Origin of the sequence: Marichromatium bheemlicum (assembly GCF_012276755.1) — a bacterium.
Taxonomy (GTDB): Bacteria; Pseudomonadota; Gammaproteobacteria; order Chromatiales; family Chromatiaceae; genus Marichromatium; species Marichromatium bheemlicum.
This window is the reverse complement of the sequence record NZ_JAAXKX010000010.1, coordinates 32,888-53,464: the sequence shown is the minus strand read 5'-3', so window position 1 is coordinate 53,464 and position 20,577 is coordinate 32,888. Positions and strand designations below refer to the sequence as shown.

The window sequence follows — 20,577 nt, the reverse complement described above, 5'->3', positions numbered from 1 at the left end:
CCTCGCCGAGCTGCCCATGAACGCGATCGATCCCTGGGTCTGTCTCGATGCGCTGGACTGCGCAATCGCGGTGGTCGATGGCGATGGGGCCTGCGTCTATGCCAATCGACAGCACCGCAGCACGTTGCCACCCGGCCCGTGGGCGATTCCAGAGGCTCGGGGCGAGGTGTTGGAGCAGGCACGTCAGGGCGTGCGTGAGGTCTGTCGTGGCCACCGCGCCGAGTTCTCGCTCGAATACCCGCTGGTGCTCGACGGCGAGCCCCGCTGGTTGCGGCTCAGCGCCCGGCGCCTCGATGCTGATGGTGCGACCTGGCGGGCGCTGGTCGCTCAGCGCGATGTCTCGGCCTATCACCACGTCGAGCAGGCCCTGGCGCTGACTCAGGGGCAGCTCTGCACGGTGCTCGACAGCTCGCCCGATCTGATCTTCTTCAAAGACCAGGAAGGGCGTTATCTCGGCTGTAACCGCGCCTTTGCGGCGCTGCTCGGACGTGATCCCGAGCAGATCGTCGGTGCCGACGATACCGCGCTCTTCCCCGCGGAGACGGCCGCCCGGCTACAGGCCGATGATGCGCGGGTGCGCGCGTGTGGCCAGGCCCGGCGCTTCGACTTCTGGCACTGCGACGCACGCGGTGGGCGGCGCCTCTTCGATGTGCTCAAGGCCCCGTATCAGGGCGCTGACGGGGTGCCGTTCGGAGTGATGGGCTGTGGCCGTGACCTCACCGCGCTGCACCGTAGTCAGACGCTGCTGAGTGAGGCTCAGGCGATGACCGGGTTGGGGAGCTGGGAGCTGGAGCTTGCGACCGGTCGTGTGCTCTGGTCGGCACCGCTGTCTGCGATCCTCGGAGGCGCCCCTGGGGACTGCCCGGCTACCGAGCAAGAGCTGCTCGATCTGGTCGAGCCCGCCGATCGAGCACAGGTGGCCTCCGCCCTAGAGACGGCACGCCGTGGGGGCGAGCCGGGCGACATCGAGTATCGGGTGAGACGGTCCAGTGCGCAGACGCCGCGCTGGGTGCGCCAACGCGTCCGGGCCGTGGTCGGCTGCGATGGCGAGCCGGTGCGACTGCTCGGGTCGGTGCTCGACGTCACCGAGGATCGCCAGGCCCAGGCGGCGCTACGTCACAGCGAGGCGCGCTATCGCGCCCTGTTCGAGGGCGCCGAGGAGGCGATGTGGATCATCGATGGCGCCGACCTGAGCTGCCTGGCCAACCCCGCGGCGGCGACCCTGTTCGGCTATGACAGCGCCGCCGAGCTGAACGACGTTCATCCCAGCGTGCTCTCGCCCGAGTTCCAGGCCAATGGACGCCGCTCGACCGAGCAAGGTACCGAGATCCTCGCCTTCCTCGCCGCGCACGGCAGCGCCTGTTTCGAGTGGCTCCATCGGCGGCGTGATAGCACCACCTTTCCGGCCGAGGTGCAGAGTCGGCGTATCCCGCTCGCCGCCCGCCAGCTGCGCGTCGCGCTCATCCGCGATCTCAGCGAGCAGCGCCGGCGTGAGGATGTCCAGCGCCTGACCAGCGCGGTGTTCGAGAACACCGCCGAGGGCATCATGGTGACCGATGCCGCCGGCGATATCGTCGCGGTCAATCCCGCCTTCACCGCGATCACCGGCTACGCCGCAGAACAGGCGCGTGGTCGCAACCCGCGCCTGCTCAAATCCGGGCGTCATCCGCAGGACTTCTACCGTCGCTTGTGGCACGCCTTGATCGAGCAGGGGCGCTGGCAGGGCGAGCTGTGGAACCGGCGGCGCGACGGTGAACTCTATCCGCAGTGGATGAGTATCAACGCCGTGCGTAACCATCGCGACGAGGTGGTCAACTATGTCGCCATCTTCAGCGATATCACCGAACGCTATCGGTCGGCCGAGGAGATCGAGTTTCTCAGCAACCATGACCCGCTCACCGGCCTGCCCAACGCTCGGTTGTTGAAACAGCGCCTAGCACAGGCCGTCGAGCAGGCCGCCGGTCACGACCAGCGCCTCGGCGTGTTCTATGTCGATGTCGATCGCTACAACGAGGTCATCGCCAGTCATGGTCATGCGGTTGCTGATACGGTGCTGTGCGTCCTCGGCGCGCGCCTGAACGAGGCCACCGGCAGTGGTGATCTGGTGGCACGCCTGAGTGACGACACCTTTGTCATCGTCACCGATGTGGGCGAGGAGCTGAGCACGGCCTCGGCGCTGGCCGCACACTACCTCGGCGTCTGCTGTCAGCCGATCGAGATCACCTCCGAGCGCCAGCTCACCCTCAGCGCCTCGGCCGGCGGGGCGCTCTATCCCGGTGATGGTCGCGATGCCGCCGAGTTGTTGCGCCACGCCGCCTCGGCGCTGCTCTCGGCCAAGCGTCGCGGGCGGCGCTCGATCGCCTTTTATCGCCCTGAGATCACCGCCGCCGCCGTCGAGCGACTGGCGCTCGAGGAGGGGCTACGCACCGCACTCGCCGAGGAGCAGTTCGTCGTCCACTACCAGCCGTTGGTTGAGCCGCAGCAGAACGGCATCCATGCCGCCGAGGCGTTGTTGCGGTGGCAGCGGGGCAGTGAGCTGGTGATGCCCGGCGCCTTCATCGACGTCATCGAGAATAGCGATCTGGTGGTGCCGGTCGGCCGTTGGGTGATCGAGGCGGTGTTGCGTCAGATGCGATTGTGGCGCGAGGCCGGGCTGCCCGAGATCCGCGTCTCGGTCAATGTTTCCGAGCCGCAGATCACCGCCGGCGGGTTGGCCGAGACCATCGCCGAGCTACTCGAACGCTACGATATCCCCGCGCGACTGCTCCACATCGAGCTGATCGAGCGGGTGTTGCTGCACGACCCGAAACGCGCGCTGACCGAACTCGAACGGCTGCGCGCGCTCGGCATTGGCATCGCGCTCGATGACTTCGGTACCGGCTACTCCAGCCTCAGCTATCTCACCCAGTTCCCGGTCGATTGCCTCAAGATCGACCGCAGCTTCGTCAACGACCTCGCCACCGATCGGCGCAGCGGCGCGATCGTGCGTGCCATCCTGTCGATGGCGCGCAACCTCGATATCTGCGCCGTTGCCGAAGGAGTCGAGGACATCCGCCAGCAGCGCATCCTCGCGGCCGAGGGCTGTAACCTGATCCAGGGCTATCTGATCAGTCGACCGGTCTCGGCCAATACCTTGATGCGTCTGCTCGAGGCGCAGCAGCGTGCGCGCGGTTCGCATCGTTCGTCGACGCGCGCGTTGGTCTCGGCCGTCGGCTGAGTGCCCCAGAATTCCCTCAACGCATAGGAGATCGCCCGATGACGACCACCTTCAGCGCTTATCGGATCGACCGTCACGAAGACACCCAGCAGCTCGAATTGACCCGCCTGACCGAGGCCGACCTGATGGAGGGCAATGTCACCGTCGCGGTCGAGTACTCGACGCTCAACTACAAGGATGGGCTGGCGCTCACCGGGCGCTCGCCGGTCGTGCGCCGCTTCCCGCTGATCCCCGGGATCGATTTCGCCGGCCGGGTGGTGGAGTCGGGAGATCCGCGTTTCCGTCCCGGTGATCGGGTGGTGCTCAACGGTTATGGCGTCGGGGAGACCCACTCCGGTGGCTACGCCGGACGCGCGCGGGTGCCGGGCGACTGGCTGGTGGCGCTGCCCGAGGGGCTGACCAGCCGTCAGGCGATGGCCATCGGTACCGCCGGCTACACCGCAATGCTTGCGGTGCTGGCGCTGGAGTCGCACGGGCTCGAACCGGGCGCCGGCGAGGTGTTGGTGACCGGCGCCGCCGGGGGGGTCGGGAGCATCGCCGTGGCCCTGTTGGCCCGGCTCGGTCATCAGGTCACCGCGGTCACCGGGCGACCGCACGAGGCGGGCTATCTACGGGCACTGGGCGCGACCGAGATCCTCGACCGTGGCGCCTTCACCGAGGCGCCACGGCCGCTCGAGTCGGAGCGCTGGGCCGCGGCGGTCGACGTCGCCGGTGGTCAAACCCTGGCCAACGTGCTCAGCCGCACCCGGCGCGCCGGGGCGGTGGCCGCCTGTGGCCTGGCCGATGCGATGGCGCTGCCGACCACGGTCGCGCCCTTCATCCTGCGTGGTATCACCCTCTATGGCATCGACTCGGTGATGGCTTCGCACGCGCTGCGCGAGCGCGCCTGGTCGCGCCTGGCGCGCGATCTCGATCTCGATCGGCTCGAGACCATGACTCGTGAGATCGACTTCGCGCAACTGCCCCAGGCCGCCGAGGAGATCCTCGCCGGACGGGTCCGAGGACGCACCGTGGTGCGTATCCCCGAGGCCGACTGAGCCGCGACGCTGGCATCGCGTCTGCTCCGGACCCATTCTCTAAAAACCAACGGGGGCGCGGGGAACGCGCCCCGTCGATCGATCGACCACGCCGTCAGGGATGTGCGGTGTGTGCCATCCGAATGCCTGCCGTCGTGTCGTGGGCGCATCCGGTCGACCGTACCGGGCGCGTCCGCGATAGAATCGTGCATTGCCTGAAATCTAATGAATCCTGCCATGAACGCTCAAGCCGCACCGGCTCCGCGCACCGCTGAGACGACCCTCGACGTCGCCGCGCTGCGCGCCCAGTTCCCCATCCTTTCCACCCAGGTCGATGGTCGCCCGCTGGTCTATCTCGACAGCGCCGCTTCGACCCAGCAGCCGCAGGCGGTGATCGCGGCGGTCAGCGATTATCACCGTGCCGCCCACGCCAACATCCATCGCGGCAACTACCGCCTCTCGCAGCACGCCACCCGGCTCTACGAGCACGCCCGCGCGGCGGTGGCGCGCTTCCTCAACGCCGCCGAACCCGCCGAGTGCGTGTTCACCCGCAGCACCACCGAGGCGATCAACCTGGTCGCTGCCACTTGGGGGCGCGCCAACCTCGGCCCCGGCGACGAGATCCTGCTCTCCAACCTCGAACACCACTCCAACATCGTCCCCTGGCAGATGCTCGCCGAGCAGACCGGGGCACGTATTCGCGTCATCCCCATCGACGACGCCGGCGACATCGACCTCGACGCCTACCGCCGGCTGCTCTCGCCGCGCACCCGGTTGGTCGGGGTCAACCAGGTCTCCAACGCCCTCGGCACCGTCAATCCGGTACGCGAGATCATCGAGCTGGCCCACGCGCACGGCGCCCTGGTGCTGGTCGACGGCGCCCAGTGGGTCGCCCACGGGCGTACCGACGTGCGCGCGCTCGACGCCGACTTCTATGCCTTCTCCGGCCACAAGCTCTACGGCCCGACCGGGATCGGCGTGCTCTATGCCAAGCGCGCGTTGCTCGAGACGATGCCGCCCTACCAGGGCGGCGGCGACATGATCGAGCAGGTCAGCTTCGAGGCCACCCGCTATGCCGCGCCGCCGACCCGCTTCGAGGCCGGCACGCCCAACATCTCCGGCGCGGTGGGGCTGGGCGCGGCGATCGACTGGATCGAGTCGGTCGGCTTCGAGCGCATCAGCGCCCACGAGCAGTGGTTGCTGCGTCATGCCACCGAGCGTCTGGAGGCCATCCCCGGGCTCGCGCTCAAGGGCCGGGCACGGCGGCGCAGCTGTGTCGCCTCCTGGGTGATGGAGGCGCCGGCGATCTCCAGCCTCGACCTCGGCACCGCGCTCGACCTGCGCGGCATCTGCGTGCGCACCGGCCACCACTGCTGCCAGCCGCTGATGGACCGGCTCGGCGTGGCGGCCACGGTGCGCGCCTCCTTCGGCGTCTACAACACCCTGGAGGAGATCGACACCCTGGCCGATGCGCTGATCGAGATCGCTGACGAGACGCGCGCGCGTCAGGCACGGGTCGCGCCCGTCGCCGAGACCGCGCTCGACTACCCGGGGCCGAGCGCCGACTCGCCCGCCGCCGCCGCCGCGCAGATCGCCGACGACTTCGAACTGCTGCCCGACTGGCCGACCCGGCATGAGTACATCATCGACCTCGGCGGTCGGCTGCCGCACCTGCCCGCGTCGATGCAGAACGCCGCGACGCATGTGCAGGGGTGCCAGAGCCAGGTCTATATCGCCGCCCGCGCCATGCCCGACGACCCCGAGCGCGTAGAGTTCCTCGCCGACAGCGACGCCGAGCTGGTGCGCGGCCTGATCGCGCTGCTCCAGCAGCTCTACTCCGGGCAGCGCGCGCGCGACATCCTCGACTTCGACGCCCGTGCCTTCTTTGCCCGGCTCGGACTCGACGGGCATCTCAGCATGAACCGGCGCAACGGCCTTGAGGCGATGGTGCAGCGACTGCGTCAGGTGGCCGCGCGTCAGGTCGCGGCGGACGCCTGAGTGAAAGCGTTGGCACGGGGCCGGACGGCCCCGTGCCGGGGAAGGGTGGGGCGCGTCTCAGCGCACCGCCATGATCAGCACGATCACTAGCGCCGCGACCGCGCCGAGCGGCACGATCGCCGCCGCCCAGTCACCCTTCTCGGCCTTGGCGCCGTGCTCCTGCCAGCGCTTGTAGACCGGCCAGAGATAGAACAGCATCAGCCCGAGCAGGGCCGCGGCCATGATCTTCAGGAACAATTCCATGGTGGAGACCTCCGGCGAGACAAACAAAAGCCCCGGCGCGGGGCCGGGGCTGTCACGGGGCGGGTGGGGTGATTACTCGTCGCCGCCCATGATGCCGAGGATCTGCAACAGGCTGATGAAGATGTTGAAGATGCTCAGATAGATGCCGTAGGTGGCCATGATGTAGTTGGTCTCCTCACCCCGCGCGATCCGGCTGGTATCGAACAGGATGAAGCCGCTCATCAGCAGGATGATGGCCGAGGAGATCGCTAGCGACAGCGCCGGCATCTGCAGGAACAGGTTCGCGATCACCGCGATCATCACCACCATCATGCCGGCGAAGATGAACCCGCCCATGAAGCTGAAGTCACGCTTGCTGCTGAGCGCGTAACCCGACAGCCCGAGGAAGATCGCGGCGGTGCCACCGAAGGCCAGCCCCACGGTCTGCGGGCCGTTGGGCAGCGCCAGATACATGCTCAGGATCGAGCCCAGACCGAAGCCCATCAGGCCGGTGATCAGGAAGATCACGCCGATGCCGGCAGAGGAGTTGGCGGTGCGCGGCAGCACGAACATCCCGAGCACCATGGCCACGATCACCGAGGCCAGGTAGGTCCAGGAGGGCATTGCCAGCGCGATCGACAGCATCGCCGTCAGGGCGCTGAAGCCCAGGGTCGCGGCCAGCAACAGATAGGTGTTCTTGAGCACCTTGTTGGCCGCGACGGCCGACGGGGCGCTCTGAACGAAGGAAAAGTTGGTGTTGGCCATGTCGTGCGTTCACTCCTTAAATGGTCGAACAGGTTTGGGAAACCGATTGATCGCAGGATGAGACTGATTGCGATCTCTCAAGTTCCAGAAGGATACCTGACCAGCCGTCCCGCGCAAGCCCGGCCGGGCTTGGGAAAACGCCCGAGTTGCGGTATCCTTCTCCTCCCCGCCAGATGCGGACGACCGGCGCCAACTCAAGCCGTCCCCACAGGTCGTCCCGCGCATACCCCGGAAAGGTGGCTGAGCGGTCGCAAGCGGCGGTCTTGAATGCTGCCCGTTACGGCGGGGAAAGTTATTGGAGGGATGGCAGAGCGGTTGAATGCACTGGTCTTGAAAACCAGCAAGGGTTAACGCCCTTCCAGGGTTCGAATCCCTGTCCCTCCGCCATATCAATCAAGTGCTTGCGGCGCATCAGCTCACGGTTGACTTGATTCTGGAAACCCGCCTTTTGGCGGGTTTCTTCATTTTGGGGTCGGTATAACCGGCGGGCACATGAAGCCGGTCGGTTGGGTTGCCCATCCTTGGCAACCCAACAGCGCGCCGTCGCTTGACGATGATCCCGATCGTCTTCGGGCGTCGATCGGGCTCGTTGGGTTGCCCGTCGTGGCCGTCATCCTCAGCTTGAGGATCGGTGGCCGGGCAACCCAACCTCCGGGCCCGCCAAACACCCCAGGCCGTACATCTGTGCGCCCAGCCCGGTAGGTTGGGTTGCCCGTCGTGGCCGTCATCCTCACCTTGAGGATCGGTGACCGGGCAACCCAACCTACGGGGCCCGTCAAACACCCCAGGCCGTATATCCGTGCGCCCGTAGGATGGGCAAAGTGCAGCGTGCCCATCGTCGCGTTCGTCTCCAGTCCCTTCGAGCACGAGCGCGCGAAGACTGATCGCGAGGCGCCGGTTTGCGTCTTCGGGCGATGTGATTGCTGCGACTGGTCTGTATCCGCCGGCTGGCGGGATGTCCTTGACATCATCCTGCGCGCCAGTCATTACATCTCCTGCGGTTGTCTGGTCGGTCGAAGCGGATAACAGCGCCGTGCGCGGAAGGGAATCCCCATGAACCCAAGGCTCCTCCTGGTCTCGGTCTCCGTCTCCCCCGGTCGTTCTCGTCGCACCGGGTGCCGTCTGCTTCGCCGCGAGCACACTAATGCGTGTCGCCTCGACCGCCTTCGCGCCGCCCCTCGTGGCATCACCGGGACCGCACCGCCCCCCTGGCCTCCACCATCGCGCACCTCTCGTCGTCGTCGGACCCAGGGTGATGGAATCGGGCCGTCATGCGGATAGTGCGTCCCACTCCCTGTAAGGTCGTGGTGGCCGGAACCGGGTTCGGTCGTATCTATCTCGACGCGATTGGCCTTGCGCCCAAGCAGTACAGACTCGCCGGGATCCTCGCGCGTGGCAGCAACCACTCGATGCGCTGCGCCCGCGAACACGGGGTCCCGCTCTTCACCGACATCGGTGATATCCCCGAGGATGTCGAGATCGTCTGCGTCGTACTACGCTCGGGGAGTATCGGCAGCCCCGGCACGGAGCTGACCAAGCGGTTGCTCGCGCGTGGGTTCCACGTCCTCCAGGAGCACCCGGTCCATGCCGCCGAGATCACCGAGTGCCTGCGCCTGTCACGCGCCAACGATACCGCCTACGCGATCAACACCCTGTACCCGAACCTCGAACCGGTCCGCCAGTTCCTGGCCGCTGCCGAACAGCTACGTCGCCGCCGGCGCATCCTCTGCGTCGATGCCGCCTGTAACAGCCAGGTCAGCTATCCGCTGCTCGACCTGCTCGGACACGCCCTCGGTGGGCTGCGCCCCTGGTCGTTCAATAGTTGCCCACCGCCGCCGGGGCAGCCGTTCAGTAATCTCTATGCGACCATCGCCGGGGTGCCGACGACGCTTCACGTCCACAACCAGGTCCATCCCGAGGATCCGGACAACCATGGTCTGTTGATGCATCGCATCTCGCTGTTCTGCGACGGCGGCGTACTCACCCTGAGCGATACCCATGGGCCGGTGTTGTGGAACGCGCGCATGCACTCGCCGCGCGACGCCAATGGTCGGCTACAGCTCTCCGGGCCGGGGACCGAGCGGCTCGCCTGTCGCAGCACCAGCCTGCTCGACAGTGCGCCACCGCCGAGTTTCCACGATATCTTTGCCCGCATCTGGCCAACTGCGATGATACGGGCGCTCGATGCCCTACGCGCTGATATCGCCGACCCGCAGCGGCGTGTCCATACGGGGCGCTGGGCGCTGGATGTCTCGCTCGCCTGGCACGAGCTGAGCGGTCAGCTCGGCACCCCGGAGCTGATCCGTCCGGTCTCTCCGGAACCGCTACCACTGGAAAAGTTGGTACGGCGCAAGGGCCGCAAGAGGCCCGCAGGGTGCGGTCAGAAAAAACTGGAGAAATGAGCGCGCTGCAACGATGGGACATGCCAGCCTCGACGCCGATCCCAGTCGGTTGGCTTGTCCATCCTTGGCAGCCCAACGGCTACGCCGTCGTTTGACGATGATCTCAATCGTCTTCGGGTGTTGATCGGGTCTGTTGGGTTGCCCGTTGCGGTCGTCATCGCGACTTCGGATGACTGGTGGAGACGGGCAACCCAGCCGCCGGGCTCGCCGGTAGGATGGGCAAAACGCAGCGTGCCCATCGTCGCCGCGCTCCGCTCGCCTAACCGACGGGGCCGGGGCGGTGCGTCGTGGCCGATCTCAATCCCAGTACCACACCCCTTCGATCCCGATGGTGCGCGGTTCGCCGGCCATGCCGTACCAGGCGTTGCCGCCGCCCTGAGCAGCGCGGGTGACGTATTCCTCGTCGAGCAGGTTGCGGCCCCAAAGGGCGATCTCGTAGCGCGCGCCTTGGTGGCTGAGCTTGGCGTCGATCACCTGGTAGCTGTCCTGGGAGACGGTGTTTGCGGCGTCGAAGAAGATCCGTCCGACCGAGCGAAAGCGACCGTTGAGGGACCAGCCGTCGTCGAGGTGGTAGGTGGCGCTCAGGTTGGCGGTGTGCTCGGGGGCGTCGACCACCTGTTTGCCGCCGAGGTCGATCCCGGCGCGGATGTAGTCGGTCAGCTCCGCGTCGGTGTAGCCGACGCTGCCGCTGAGGTCGAGACGGGGCGTGGGGCGGGCGAAGAACTCCAGTTCGACGCCTCGGCTGCGTGCCTCGCCGGCATTCTCGATGTAGAAGGCGGTGCCGACCGGGGTCAACACCTCGACCTGGCGCTCGGTCCAGTCGATCTGGAAGAGCGCGAGGTCGAGCTGCAAACGGCGGTCGAACCAGGTGCTCTTGAGGCCGATCTCGTAATTGGTGGTGAACTCCGAGTCGTAGGGGGTGCCGAGGTTCTCGTTGTCGTTGAAGCCGCCGCTGCGGAAGCCGCGTGAGACGGTGGCATAGCCGAGCAGGTCGTCGTCGAAGGCATAGCTCAAGGAGAACTTAGGCAGCCAGGCGGTGAAGGTCTCATCGGTGTTGCCGCTGATGTCGACATAGCCGGTGAAGGCATCGGCCCGCTGGCGGTAGTCGAAGTCCTTGGTCTGGCGGTCCCAGCGTAGCCCGGCGGTCAGGGTCAGGCGCTCGGCGAAGGTGTAGCTCGTCTCGCCGAACAGGGCGGTGCCAAGGGTGTCGGTGGTGCTGCGTTGGCGGATGTGGCCGATCCCGAGCGGTGTGCCCATATTGCCGAGGTTGAGCCGGGTGCGGTAATCGCGGGCGTCCTCTTCGGCGAACAGATAGGCCCCGAACAGCCAGCGCAGTGGGCTGTCGGCGCGGTCGGAGAGTAGTCGCAGCTCCTGGCTGTAGAGACGGACGTCCTTCTCCAGCCGCAATCGAAAGAGGTCGACCGCGGTGAAGTCGGCGTCGATGTCGGTGAGGAAGGACTCGTCACGCGCGGCGGTGATCGACAGCAGGCGCATGCCGTCGAGCTGTTGCTCGATACGCAGTGCGCTGCCGGTGGCGGTCTTGTCGGTCTCGCCGAGGTAATCGACATCGATGTATTGGCGGCGGTCGCTTGCCGTGAGCGGCGCAAAGCCGACGTAGTGGTCGCTGGGGTAGCGTTGCAGGTCGAGGCTGAGATCGATGTCGAGGTCCGGGGTCGGGGTCAGGCGCACGCCGAGCCGACCGTCGAACCGCGACCAGGCGCCGACCTCGTCGTCGCCCTCGACGGTCTCGAAATAGCCCTCGGAGTGTTGATAGCGCGCCGAGAGCCGGGCGAAGACGTTGTCCATCGCCACCGGGCCGTTGACCATGGCCGCCAGCGTGGCACTGTCGAAGGTGCCGTAACCGGCCTCGGCGCGGGCCTCGGGGACGTGGCCGGGGCGCTTGGTGACGACATTGATCACCCCGGCCTCGGTGTTGCGCCCGTAGAGCGTGCCCTGCGGGCCGCGCAGCACCTCGATGCGCTCGATGTCCTGCAGGCCGATGTCGAGCCCGGGGTAGTAGACGTCGTCGACGTAAAAGCCGAGCGCCGGGCTACCGCCCATCGACGAGGTAATGCCGCGCACCGTGGCGAAGGTGGCGAAGGAGGCCGCCGGGCCGGTGCGGGTGAGGTGGATGTTGGGCGCGCGCTCGAACACCCGCGCGGTCTCGTCGATATCGGCCTCCTCGATCTGTGAGGCGTCGAGCACGCTGATGCTTGCGGGGACGCGCCGCGCTTCGCCCTCGCGCTTCTCGGCGGTGACGGTGAGCGTCGGCAGGACGTGATCGGCGGCAGGGTCGGCAATTGCCACAGGTGTGCCCAGCGAGAGCACGATCAACAGCAGGGGTGTGAGGTGACGGTGCATGTTCATCTCAATCGGTCGATTGCCGTACGACAGGGTGCGGCGCACCCGTCGCATGGGTTGGTTCAGCGATTTGCCTACCCGACGGACCCCGTGGATTGGATGTCCCATCACGCCCTCTCATCACGCCCCGGGATGTCACATCACGCCCGACGTCATTACGAGACAGAAGAGGCAACCGGCGATCGATCGGGTTCGTTGGGTTGCCCGTCGCGCCCGCCATCGCCTCCTGGTGAGCGGGCAACCCAACCTACGTGGCTACGGGGTCAGCAACGCACTCAGTCGGGCGATCACCGCGCCCGGTGCGTCGCTGAGATAGAAGTGCCCGCCGGGGAATAAGGGCTCGACGCGGAAGCCGGCATGCGGCAGGCAGAACAGCCGCCGCCGCGCCGCCGGCCGGGGCGAGGTGGGGCGAGGGCTCAGCGCGCATCGCCCGTCACCACGGCGGGGTTCAGCGCGGGCGCGTCCTCCGTCGACTCACCCTCGGGGAACACCGGCTGGAAGCGGTAGGGCAGCGCCAGCAGCAGGGCGACGACGGCCACCGCCAGCGCGGTCCAGATCACCGAGAGATAGCCGAGCTGCTCGGCCAGCGAGGTGCTCACCGTCGCCGCGACCATCGCAAAGCCCATGCTCAGGCTGAACTGCAGGCTGTAGTCGGTGGCCGGGGCGTCGTGCGAGGCGTGGTCCATCATCACCGCCGCCAGCACCGTGGTGGCCGGATTGCAGCAGAGGAAGAAGGCGCCGATGGCGAGCATTACCGTGAGGGTGTCGGTCATCCCCAGCAGCGGCAGCGCGACGGCACCCACCCCGATGATCTGCAACAGCGCCGCGCCGGTCAGCGCGTTGCGTCGTGCCACGCGGTTGAATACCCAGCCCGCGGCCAGCGCGCCGATGATGCCGACCACCGAGCCGAAGACGTTGACGGTGAAGCCGATGCGCTCGACCGACCAGCCGAGATCGACCAGGATCGGGGTCAGCGGGATGAACATCAGGTTGTAGCCGAGCGGGTAGAGCAGCAGCATCGCCAGCCAGTAGCGCCCGGGGCGGGCGCGCAACAGCCCGCCGATGCGCGGCAGCAGCCGGGGCCGCGCGGTCGTCGCCACCGGCCAGCGCGGCTCGCGGAAGACGAGCAGCTGCACCAGCGCCACCCCGGTGGCGAGGGCGAGCACCACCATGCTGCCGACCCACCCCAGATAGGGATAGGCCATCAGCACCACGCCGCCGCCGAGCATGTTGCCGAGCAGTCCGCCGGCGACCTGGATGCCGTTGCCGGTGCCGCGCTCCTCGGCCGGGATCAGCCGGCAGGCGAGCCCGTCGGCGGCGATGTCCTGGGTCGCCGAGAGCAGGGCGACCACCACGCAGAGCAGATAGATGGTGGAGAAGTCGTCGATCAGGTCGTAGGCGCCGATCAGCAGGAAGCAGGCCATCATCCCCGCCTGCATCAGCATCAGCCAGCCGCGATAGTGCCCCCAGCGGCGCACGCCGATGCGGTCGACCAGCGGCGCCCAGAGGAACTTGAGCGCCCACAGCAGCCCGAGCATATAGACCAGGCTGATCTGGTCGAGCGGCGCGCCCTGTTCGCGCAGCAGCGCGGCGAGGGCGATGACGAAGAAGCCGAGCCCGAGGTACTGGGTGGTGTAGAGGCTGGCGAGCAGCCACCAGGTGGACCTCGGGGTCTTGGTCCGGGTTGGATCATTCATCACGGATCAGGTCTCAGAAGAAGTAGTTGACGCCGAGCCCGACGGTACGCCCGCGCGCCGGCGCGCCGATCCGCAGGGTCGGGGTGTACTGGTAGGCGTAGAGGTCGTAGTCCTCGTCGAGCAGGTTGTCGGCCCACAGATAGAGCTCGGCGTTGCCAGCGGCGAGGCCGACGCGCAGGTCGAGCTTCTGGTAGGCGTCGAGGTCGAAGGTGTTCTGCGGGTCGCCGGGGCGCTCGCCGACGAAGCGATAGCTGAGCTGGGTGTTGAGGGTGAGCGGACCGAGCCCGCCGACGGCCGGCAGCGGTTTGACGTGGCCGAGGCTCAGGCTCGCGCCCCAGCGCGGCACCTCGGGGACGCGGTTGCCGTCGTCGACGTCACCGCCGGAGACGCCGCGCGCGTCGCTGGTGATCTGGGCGTCGGTATAGCTGAGCGCGGCGGCGAGCGAGAGCCCGTTGTCGAAGGCATAGCGGCCCTCCAGCTCGGCGCCCTTGCTCTCGGTGTCGGCGTTGATCGCGGTGGCGGCGAAGGTGTGGGCGTCGTAGCCGAGCAGGTGGTCGTCCTTCACCCGGTTGAAGAAGAGCGCGCCGTTGAGGGTGAAGCGCCCGTCGAGCGATTCGTGCTTGAAGCCGAGTTCGAGGGTGTTGACGCTGGCCGAGTCGTAGGGCGTGCTGCCCTCGATGCTGGAGGCGTAGTCGTTGAAGCCGCCGGACTTGTGGCCGCGGGCGAGCAGGCCGTAGAGGTTGGTCTCCTCGCTGAGGGCATAGCTCAGCGCCAGTCGCCCGGTGGTGTAGTCGTCGCTGAGGTCGCGCTCGTCGCGGGTCACCGTGGCGCCGCGCCGATAGCTCGCCGCGTAATCCTTCTCGTCCCAGGAGTGACGCACGCCGCCGGTGAGCTTCAGCGCATCGCCGAGCGGATAGGTCAGCTCGCCGAACAGCGCCGCGCTCTGGCTGCTGAAGTCGCGCGCGTAGAAGTTGCCGGTCATGGTGTCGAGGGTGTCGAAGGTACGGTCGGACTGCGACAGGTGCAGGCCGGTCACCCAGAACACCGGGGCATCGGGCAGCGACGACCAGCGCAGCTCCTGGCTGGTCTCGTCCTGCTCCGAGGTGTCGAGGAAGGCGACCTCGCCGGGGAAACCGAAGACCTGCTCGGTGATGGTGCGGTCATAGGCCTTCCACTTGACGATATCGGTCGAGACCAGCGAGGTGATGAGACTCAGCCGGCTGCCGGCGAGATCGTGGTTGATCTCCAGCGAGTAGCGCTCGGTCTTGCGCTCGTTGTCGTCGAACAGCCCCGGGGTGAGGTCGTTGGCCGGCTGATCGCCATAGGGTTGGGCGACGATCAGGTTGGCCTGGTGCTCGATCGAGTAGCGCTCGGCCACCAGCGTCGCCTCGGTGCCCGCGCCGATCTCCCACAGCAGGGTGCCGCGCAGGGTCTGCTCGTGCGGGCGCATCAGCGGCTCGCCGTCGCGGCTGTTCTCCACCCAGAGATCCGAGGTGGTGTTGCGATAGGCCACGCGGGCGCTCACCTGCTCGGAGATCGGGCCGCTGAACACCGCCTCGCCCATCTTGCGTCCGAGCTCGCCGACCTCGCCGCGCACGTGGCCCTCGAAATAGCGTGTCGGCTTGCGCGTGGTGACATTGATCGCGCCGGCCTCGCTGTTGCGTCCGAACAGGGTGCCCTGCGGCCCCTTGAGCACCTCGATGCGCTCGATGTCGAGCATGCCGAGCGCGAGGTTGCGCGTGGACATCGACACCCCGTCGACGTTCAGCACCACCGAGTTGTCGTCCATGTTGAGCTGGTAGAGCGAGCCGACGCCACGGATGCGCACGTTGGCGTTGTTGGGACCGCCGTCGCCGCTGATGTCGACGCCGGGCACCGTCGCCAGCACCTCCTCGAGGTTGTCGAGACGCTGCTCCTCGAGCTGCTCGCCGCCGAGCACGCTGAGCCCGAAGGGGATCTCCTTGGCCTGCTCCTCGCCGCGTCGGGCGGTGACGGTGATGGTCGACAGCGAGACCGAGGCCTCCCCGGTCTCCGCGCCCGCCGCGTGCGTGGCCACGGGCAGGGTGGTCAGTCCGCTCGCGCCGACGACCAGCGCCAGGAGCAAGGGTTGGCCCTGGCGCAGCGACATGCTGGGGTGCTCTCGTGTGTTCATCTACGTCCTTCTTTAGTCTTGGCGATGCGTGGCCGTGTGGGCCCTGTGGTGAAAATCTGTGTGGCTTGCGCCGTGAAGGCGTCGAGCGATATCGCCCGGCCCATAGGCCCGTGTTGCTTCATCAAGGGCGTGGTGTGGACGGCTTGGTGTGTGGTGGCGTGTCCCATGGGCCTTGCGCCGTCTCGGGCGATCAGCGCGCGAGGGGGTGGTCCATGGCGGGTCTCCGGGGTGTCAGGCGAATGAAGAGGTGTTCCCCGATCCCTGGTGGAACGTGGGACTGAGGGGGTTAAATTGATATCAATTATCATTCGCTGAATTGGGGGCGGCTCCCCGGATCGGCAGTCATGAACCCCGATCGGGATTCTTCGCGGCCAGGATCGGATCGGTGCTGCCCGCGCCGTGTCGGATGGAGGATGCGTGGGTGTTGGGTGGTGACTGGCGCGAGTGTCCCTGGTCCGGGGTCGAGGCGATGTTGGCCGGCGGGCTGGAGCGCCCGCTGGTGGTGATGGCGCCTCTGGCGTCGAATGGCGAGGCGCTCGCGCCCTGGCTGTCGGCGCCGGAGCAGGCGCGTTGTGTGCGCTATCGTCGCTCCGCCGACCGGCTGCGTTGCGCGAGCGCACACGCGCTCAAGCGGCGGGTGCTGGCGGCGCTGCTCGGGGTGAGGCCGAGGGCGCTGGCGCTGGTGCAGGGGGCCTACGGCAAGCCCGCGCTGGCGAACGGCGCGCTCGCCTTCAACCTGTCGCACGCCGGTGACTGGGTGGCGCTCGCTTGTGACCCGGCGGGTGCGGTCGGGGTCGACCTGGAGCAACCGGCGGCGCGACACCGTGGCATCGAGGGGATCACGATCGGGCACCCGGCGGATCGGCTAGAGCCGCTGCCGGTGTCGGTCGAGCAGGGTTTCTACGTCACCTGGACGCTCAAGGAGGCGGTCACCAAGGGCGTCGGGCTTGGGCTCGGGGTCGAGTTCGCCACGCTCGCGTTGCGTCCCCAGGGCGATGGGCGCTATCGCTGTCGCTGTCGCGGACAGTGCTGGTACGCGCGACACCAGTGTCTCGACGGCGGCGTGCACCTGGCGCTGGCTTGTCGGCGTTGCTGGACGCGGGTGGATTGGTGGCGGTTGAGCTGGGGCGCGGCTCAGTTTGCGCCGGTGTTGCCGAGGTAGTGTCGGCGTGTCTCGCTCGGCAGCACCCCGAACTGTTTACGGAAGGCGGCGCTGAAGTGGCTGATGTTGCTGTAGCCGAGCATCAGCGCGGTCTCGGTGACGCTGTGCTGGCGCAGCAGTTGGCGGGCGCGGTCCATGCGGTGTTGCTGGAAGAGGGCGTAAATGCTGGTGCCGAACAGCGCCTTGAAGCCCTGCTTGAGCTTGAGCTGGTTGAGCCCGGTGTCCTGGGCCAGCTCGGCGATGGTTGGTGCTTCGCTGAGGTTGCTGAGCAGGCGATCGCGCGCGGCGAGCAGACAGCGTCGCTCGCGCAGCGGGGTGCGTGGGTTGCGCTCGTCGGGGCTGAGCCCGTGCAGCAACCAGCCGAGGTATTCGAGTGCGGCAGCATGCAGCAGCAACGGATCGGGTTGCTGGATACGCTGGGCGAGGCGGGTGGCGGCGGCGATGGTGCGGTTGCCGGGACGGCTGGCGCGCATCAGGAACCCTTGCGCGATTGCCTCGCTGACCTGGTCGAAGTCCTCGCCGATGAGTTCGCCGAGGAGTGTTGGGGCGACGGCTAGGTCGACCTGTTGGTAGCGTGCGCCATAGCGCACCACGAAGCGTTCTCCGGGCGCAAAACCGATGCAGCCCTCGCCGATCCGAGGGCAAAGCAGGCGGTCGCGGATCTGTGCCTGTGATGTCTCGCGCAACAGACAGGTGAAGTGCACCTGACCGCTGGTGTTGATCAAGACCCCCTGGGTTTCGTGTTGACCGTCGCCGTTGTAGAGCACGGCCTTCATCCCCGGGCAGACTCCTGCTGACCTGACCTGAATACCATGCAGTACCTCGTGAACCTCCAACGGTGTTTGCGATGCCCGTTGTTTTGCCACGGCCAATGATTCCTGGGGACAAGACATGTCTCTTTCCTGAATGCAGTGACCACCGATATCGGTTTGAAGGGGGTCGGGGGTGAGTGATGGCCGCGCAATCGGGATCGATCACGCGAGTGCGACCCTGTGGAGGAGGCCGGCCTAAATCCTAAACAAGAATTAATCTTATTTGCAACGGTTTCAACGAAGATGCCTGTAGCTGCGGATCGAACGGAGCGACCGTGTCGGTGCGCCCCATGAGGGCACTTGTGTTTTGCCTCGCCGGGCGAGCCACATCGGGTCTCGACGTCTCATGACCCCAGGTCAGCCCGGCGTGCGTTCTGCCTCTGGCCGCCGGGGTGGGCCGGTAGTCGTGCGACGGCGGTTCCGGGTGAATCCTCGCCGGGAGCGACGCGGCCGTCTCGCGAGGGGGTTGCCTGCATGGCGGTGAATGGCACCTAAGGTCCAAGGTCATGCCGAACGCCCGGAGGCGGCGTTGAGCTTGAAGAGGCCTCGCCCCTTTCGAGTGTGACGACGATGTGACGAGGCCTGCTCGCCGCAGGCGCTTGACCGAGCGCGGCATCGGGCTGCTCGGCAGCTCGTGGAGGTGAAAACTTCAGATCGGGTCAGCGCGCGACCCTATGCGGGGAGCGTCGGGGCGGGGCGACTCATAGGCTGGGGGTCTCCCCGAAACCGATCAGAGGACCCCGTCGATGCCCAGCGCTCAATTGTTATCCCGCCTGCTCGCTGGCGCGCTCGCGCTCACCGCCGCCACGACCCTCGCCGCCCCCACCGGCGAGGAGATCATGACCCGTGTCGATCAGCGTCCCGACGGTGAGGATCGCCGCTCGACCATGGTGATGGAGCTGATCAACAGCAACGGCAGCACCCGGGTGCGGCGGATGCTGGTGCTGTCCAAGGACGACGGGCCGGACACTCGCAAGGTGATGGCGCTGCAGTCGCCGCCGGACGTCAAGGGCACCGCCTTCCTCACCTGGGAGTACGACGACATCGCCCGCGACGACGACCGCTGGCTCTATCTGCCCGCACTCAAGCGGGTGCGGCGGATCATGGGCGAGTCGCGCAACGACGCCTTCATGGGCTCGGACTTCACCTATGACGACCTAGGCGACCGCAGCGTCGAGGAAGACACCCACACGCTGATCGGCGAGGAACGCCTCGACGGTCACGATTGCTGGGTGGTGGAGTCGGTACCCAGGGGCGACGACGAACTCTACGTCCGCAAGCAGGTGTGGGTGCGCCAGGATGCCGATCTGCCGATCAAGGTCGAGTTCTACGACCACCGCGGTCTGCTCAAGGTGCTGCGGGTGCTCGAGGCGCGCCAGCAGGACGGCTTCTGGGTGCAGTTCCGCACCGAGATGCACAACGTCCAGCAGGACCACCGCACGCTGATGACCATCGAGGAGATCGCCCACGACACCGGGCTGCGCGACGCGCTCTTCGAGGTCTCGGCGATCCAGCGCGGCCATCTGCGCTGACCCCGCCGTGTCGTTCCCGTCGATCTCGCGCCGGCTCGTCGCCGCCCTGCTGTGCTGTGGCCTCCTGTCGCCGGCGGCGGCGGGCGAGCTGCTCGACACCCTGAGCTGGGACGGTTTCGTCGAGACCTATCAGGCGCTGCAGCTCGCCGCCCCCCAGGACACCCAGGGCTCGCGCGCCCGGGCGCGGCTGCGGCTCTACGCCGGCGAGGGCGATCGTCAGCTGTTCGCGCGCATCACCGCCGAGCGTGACCTCGCCTTCGAGGGCAACCGGATCGAGCTCGACGAGGGCTATCTCGATCTGGTCGGGCGCGGCTGGGACGCGCGCCTCGGTCGCCAGGTGGTGATCTGGGGGCGCGCCGACGGGCTGCGTATCGTCGATCGGGTCTCGACCCTGGACAGCTCCGAGTCGCTCACCCGCGAGCTCGACGAGGTGCGGCTCGGGGTCGACGCGCTACGGCTGCGCCGGCTCGACGACTCCAGCCAGATCACGCTGATCTGGTCGCCGCGCTTTCGGCCCGGACGCGCGCCGAGCGAGGTCTGGGCGCTGCCCGACCCGGTCCCCGAGGGGGTGGCGCGCGCGGGTGTCGAGCGTCCCGGCAGCGCCCTCGACGCGGGGGTGTTCGCCGCGCGCTGGTCTTACTACGGCGCCGGGCTCGACCTCGCCGTCTCCGTCCTCCACACCTGGGAGGACCTGCCGAGCCTCGATCGCGAGTCTGGCGCCGACGGCGCCATCACCCTGGTGCCGCGCCACCATCGCCTGACCCTCTGGGGGCTGGAGTTCGCCCGTCCGTGGCAGAGCTTCGTGTTCCGTGGCGAGGCGGTCTACATCCAGGGGCAGCGCTTCGAACCCGCCGACTGGCGCGACCCGCTGCGCCGCGAGGACCTGCTGCACTGGATGCTCGGGCTGGACTGGACGCCGGGCAACAACTGGACGCTGATCGCCCAGGTCTCGGACGCCTGGATCCCCGGCTATGGCCAGGGCCTGGCCAGCGAGGCCCACACCCCGGTGCTCACCCTGGGGCTGACCGCCGATCTGCTGCGCGAGACCCTCGAATTCAGCAACCTGCTCTTCGTCCGTCCCAACGAGCAGGGCTACTACAACCGCCTCAGCCTCGATTACGCGGTCACCGACCGCTTCCACGCCGGTCTCGGGCTCGACCTGTTCGGCGGCGAGGAGGGCGCCTTCGCCTTCTACAAGGAGAACGACCAGTTATGGCTCAAGCTCAAGTACAGCTTCTGAC

Annotated in this window: 13 protein-coding genes and 1 tRNA gene; 8 read left to right on the top strand and 6 right to left on the bottom strand. The window is 67.6% G+C overall.

Going from position 1 to position 20,577, the window contains the following annotated elements; genetic code table 11:
• The first annotated feature begins 16 nt into the window (after positions 1-16).
• From HF203_RS08695 to HF203_RS08685, 3 genes are all read left to right on the top strand, one after another.
• Positions 17-3,217: a bifunctional diguanylate cyclase/phosphodiesterase gene (locus HF203_RS08695; RefSeq protein ID WP_168668708.1), complete on the top strand. Its 3,201-nt coding sequence runs from the start codon at positions 17-19 to the stop codon at positions 3,215-3,217.
• Between the two features lie 38 nt (positions 3,218-3,255).
• A complete protein-coding gene (gene acuI / locus HF203_RS08690) occupies positions 3,256-4,254 on the top strand; it encodes an acrylyl-CoA reductase (NADPH) (protein ID WP_168668706.1) in 999 nt (332 codons plus the stop codon).
• Between the two features lie 216 nt (positions 4,255-4,470).
• On the top strand, positions 4,471-6,231 hold the full coding sequence (locus HF203_RS08685; RefSeq protein ID WP_168668704.1) for a SufS family cysteine desulfurase: 1,761 nt from the start codon (positions 4,471-4,473) through the stop codon (positions 6,229-6,231).
• A gap of 57 nt (positions 6,232-6,288) precedes the next feature.
• On the opposite strand, the gene HF203_RS08680 is transcribed toward HF203_RS08685, so the two are convergent.
• A complete protein-coding gene (locus HF203_RS08680; RefSeq protein WP_168668702.1) occupies positions 6,289-6,474 on the bottom strand; it encodes a hypothetical protein in 186 nt (61 codons plus the stop codon).
• Between the two features lie 72 nt (positions 6,475-6,546).
• Positions 6,547-7,218: a Bax inhibitor-1/YccA family protein gene (locus HF203_RS08675; RefSeq protein ID WP_168668701.1), complete on the bottom strand. Its 672-nt coding sequence runs from the start codon at positions 7,216-7,218 to the stop codon at positions 6,547-6,549.
• Between the two features lie 297 nt (positions 7,219-7,515).
• Here HF203_RS08675 and HF203_RS08670 point away from each other — a divergent pair.
• Together HF203_RS08670 and HF203_RS08665 are read left to right on the top strand one after the other, a co-directional pair.
• Positions 7,516-7,605, top strand: a tRNA-Ser gene (locus tag HF203_RS08670).
• A gap of 884 nt (positions 7,606-8,489) precedes the next feature.
• On the top strand, positions 8,490-9,620 hold the full coding sequence (locus HF203_RS08665; protein WP_168668700.1) for a Gfo/Idh/MocA family oxidoreductase: 1,131 nt from the start codon (positions 8,490-8,492) through the stop codon (positions 9,618-9,620).
• 297 nt (positions 9,621-9,917) lie between these two features.
• On the opposite strand, the gene HF203_RS08660 is transcribed toward HF203_RS08665, so the two are convergent.
• From HF203_RS08660 to HF203_RS08650, 3 genes are all read right to left on the bottom strand, one after another.
• Positions 9,918-11,981, bottom strand: a complete 2,064-nt coding sequence (locus tag HF203_RS08660) for a TonB-dependent receptor (protein WP_168668699.1) — start codon at positions 11,979-11,981, stop codon at positions 9,918-9,920.
• Between the two features lie 416 nt (positions 11,982-12,397).
• On the bottom strand, positions 12,398-13,678 hold the full coding sequence (locus HF203_RS08655; protein WP_168668698.1) for an MFS transporter: 1,281 nt from the start codon (positions 13,676-13,678) through the stop codon (positions 12,398-12,400).
• A gap of 13 nt (positions 13,679-13,691) precedes the next feature.
• A complete protein-coding gene (locus tag HF203_RS08650; protein WP_246221713.1) occupies positions 13,692-15,830 on the bottom strand; it encodes a TonB-dependent receptor in 2,139 nt (712 codons plus the stop codon).
• 406 nt (positions 15,831-16,236) lie between these two features.
• Here HF203_RS08650 and HF203_RS08645 point away from each other — a divergent pair, with 406 nt between their 5' ends.
• Positions 16,237-16,992 (top strand): 4'-phosphopantetheinyl transferase family protein, encoded by a 756-nt coding sequence (locus tag HF203_RS08645; protein ID WP_168668697.1) that lies wholly within the window; start codon positions 16,237-16,239, stop codon positions 16,990-16,992.
• On the opposite strand, the gene HF203_RS08640 is transcribed toward HF203_RS08645, so the two are convergent.
• The gene (locus tag HF203_RS08640; protein ID WP_246221712.1) at positions 16,965-17,768 is read right to left on the bottom strand and encodes a helix-turn-helix transcriptional regulator; all 804 of its coding nucleotides are present in this window, start codon (positions 17,766-17,768) and stop codon (positions 16,965-16,967) included. The two genes, HF203_RS08645 and HF203_RS08640, sit on opposite strands and share 28 nt — an antisense overlap.
• Positions 17,769-18,550: 782 nt before the next feature.
• On the opposite strand from HF203_RS08640, the gene HF203_RS08635 reads away from it, so the two are divergent.
• Both HF203_RS08635 and HF203_RS08630 read left to right on the top strand, forming a co-directional pair.
• Positions 18,551-19,336 carry an outer membrane lipoprotein-sorting protein gene (locus tag HF203_RS08635; RefSeq protein WP_168668695.1) on the top strand — a complete coding sequence of 262 codons (786 nt, stop codon included), beginning with the start codon at positions 18,551-18,553 and terminating at the stop codon, positions 19,334-19,336.
• Positions 19,337-19,343: 7 nt separating this feature from the next.
• Positions 19,344-20,576 (top strand): DUF1302 family protein, encoded by a 1,233-nt coding sequence (locus tag HF203_RS08630; protein ID WP_168668694.1) that lies wholly within the window; start codon positions 19,344-19,346, stop codon positions 20,574-20,576.
• Position 20,577 lies beyond the last annotated feature (1 nt).

What these genes read in the sequence shown, in the direction of transcription:
- HF203_RS08695 (WP_168668708.1), top strand. Translation starts at nt 17, where the DNA reads ATGAACGCGATCGATCCCTGGGTCTGTCTCGATGCGCTGGACTGCGCA.
- acuI (WP_168668706.1), top strand. Translation starts at nt 3,256, where the DNA reads ATGACGACCACCTTCAGCGCTTATCGGATCGACCGTCACGAAGACACC.
- HF203_RS08685 (WP_168668704.1), top strand. Translation starts at nt 4,471, where the DNA reads ATGAACGCTCAAGCCGCACCGGCTCCGCGCACCGCTGAGACGACCCTC.
- HF203_RS08680 (WP_168668702.1), bottom strand. Translation starts at nt 6,474, where the DNA reads ATGGAATTGTTCCTGAAGATCATGGCCGCGGCCCTGCTCGGGCTGATG.
- HF203_RS08675 (WP_168668701.1), bottom strand. Translation starts at nt 7,218, where the DNA reads ATGGCCAACACCAACTTTTCCTTCGTTCAGAGCGCCCCGTCGGCCGTC.
- HF203_RS08665 (WP_168668700.1), top strand. Translation starts at nt 8,490, where the DNA reads ATGCGGATAGTGCGTCCCACTCCCTGTAAGGTCGTGGTGGCCGGAACC.
- HF203_RS08660 (WP_168668699.1), bottom strand. Translation starts at nt 11,981, where the DNA reads ATGCACCGTCACCTCACACCCCTGCTGTTGATCGTGCTCTCGCTGGGC.
- HF203_RS08655 (WP_168668698.1), bottom strand. Translation starts at nt 13,678, where the DNA reads ATGAATGATCCAACCCGGACCAAGACCCCGAGGTCCACCTGGTGGCTG.
- HF203_RS08650 (WP_246221713.1), bottom strand. Translation starts at nt 15,830, where the DNA reads ATGAACACACGAGAGCACCCCAGCATGTCGCTGCGCCAGGGCCAACCC.
- HF203_RS08645 (WP_168668697.1), top strand. Translation starts at nt 16,237, where the DNA reads ATGGAGGATGCGTGGGTGTTGGGTGGTGACTGGCGCGAGTGTCCCTGG.
- HF203_RS08640 (WP_246221712.1), bottom strand. Translation starts at nt 17,768, where the DNA reads ATGAAGGCCGTGCTCTACAACGGCGACGGTCAACACGAAACCCAGGGG.
- HF203_RS08635 (WP_168668695.1), top strand. Translation starts at nt 18,551, where the DNA reads ATGCCCAGCGCTCAATTGTTATCCCGCCTGCTCGCTGGCGCGCTCGCG.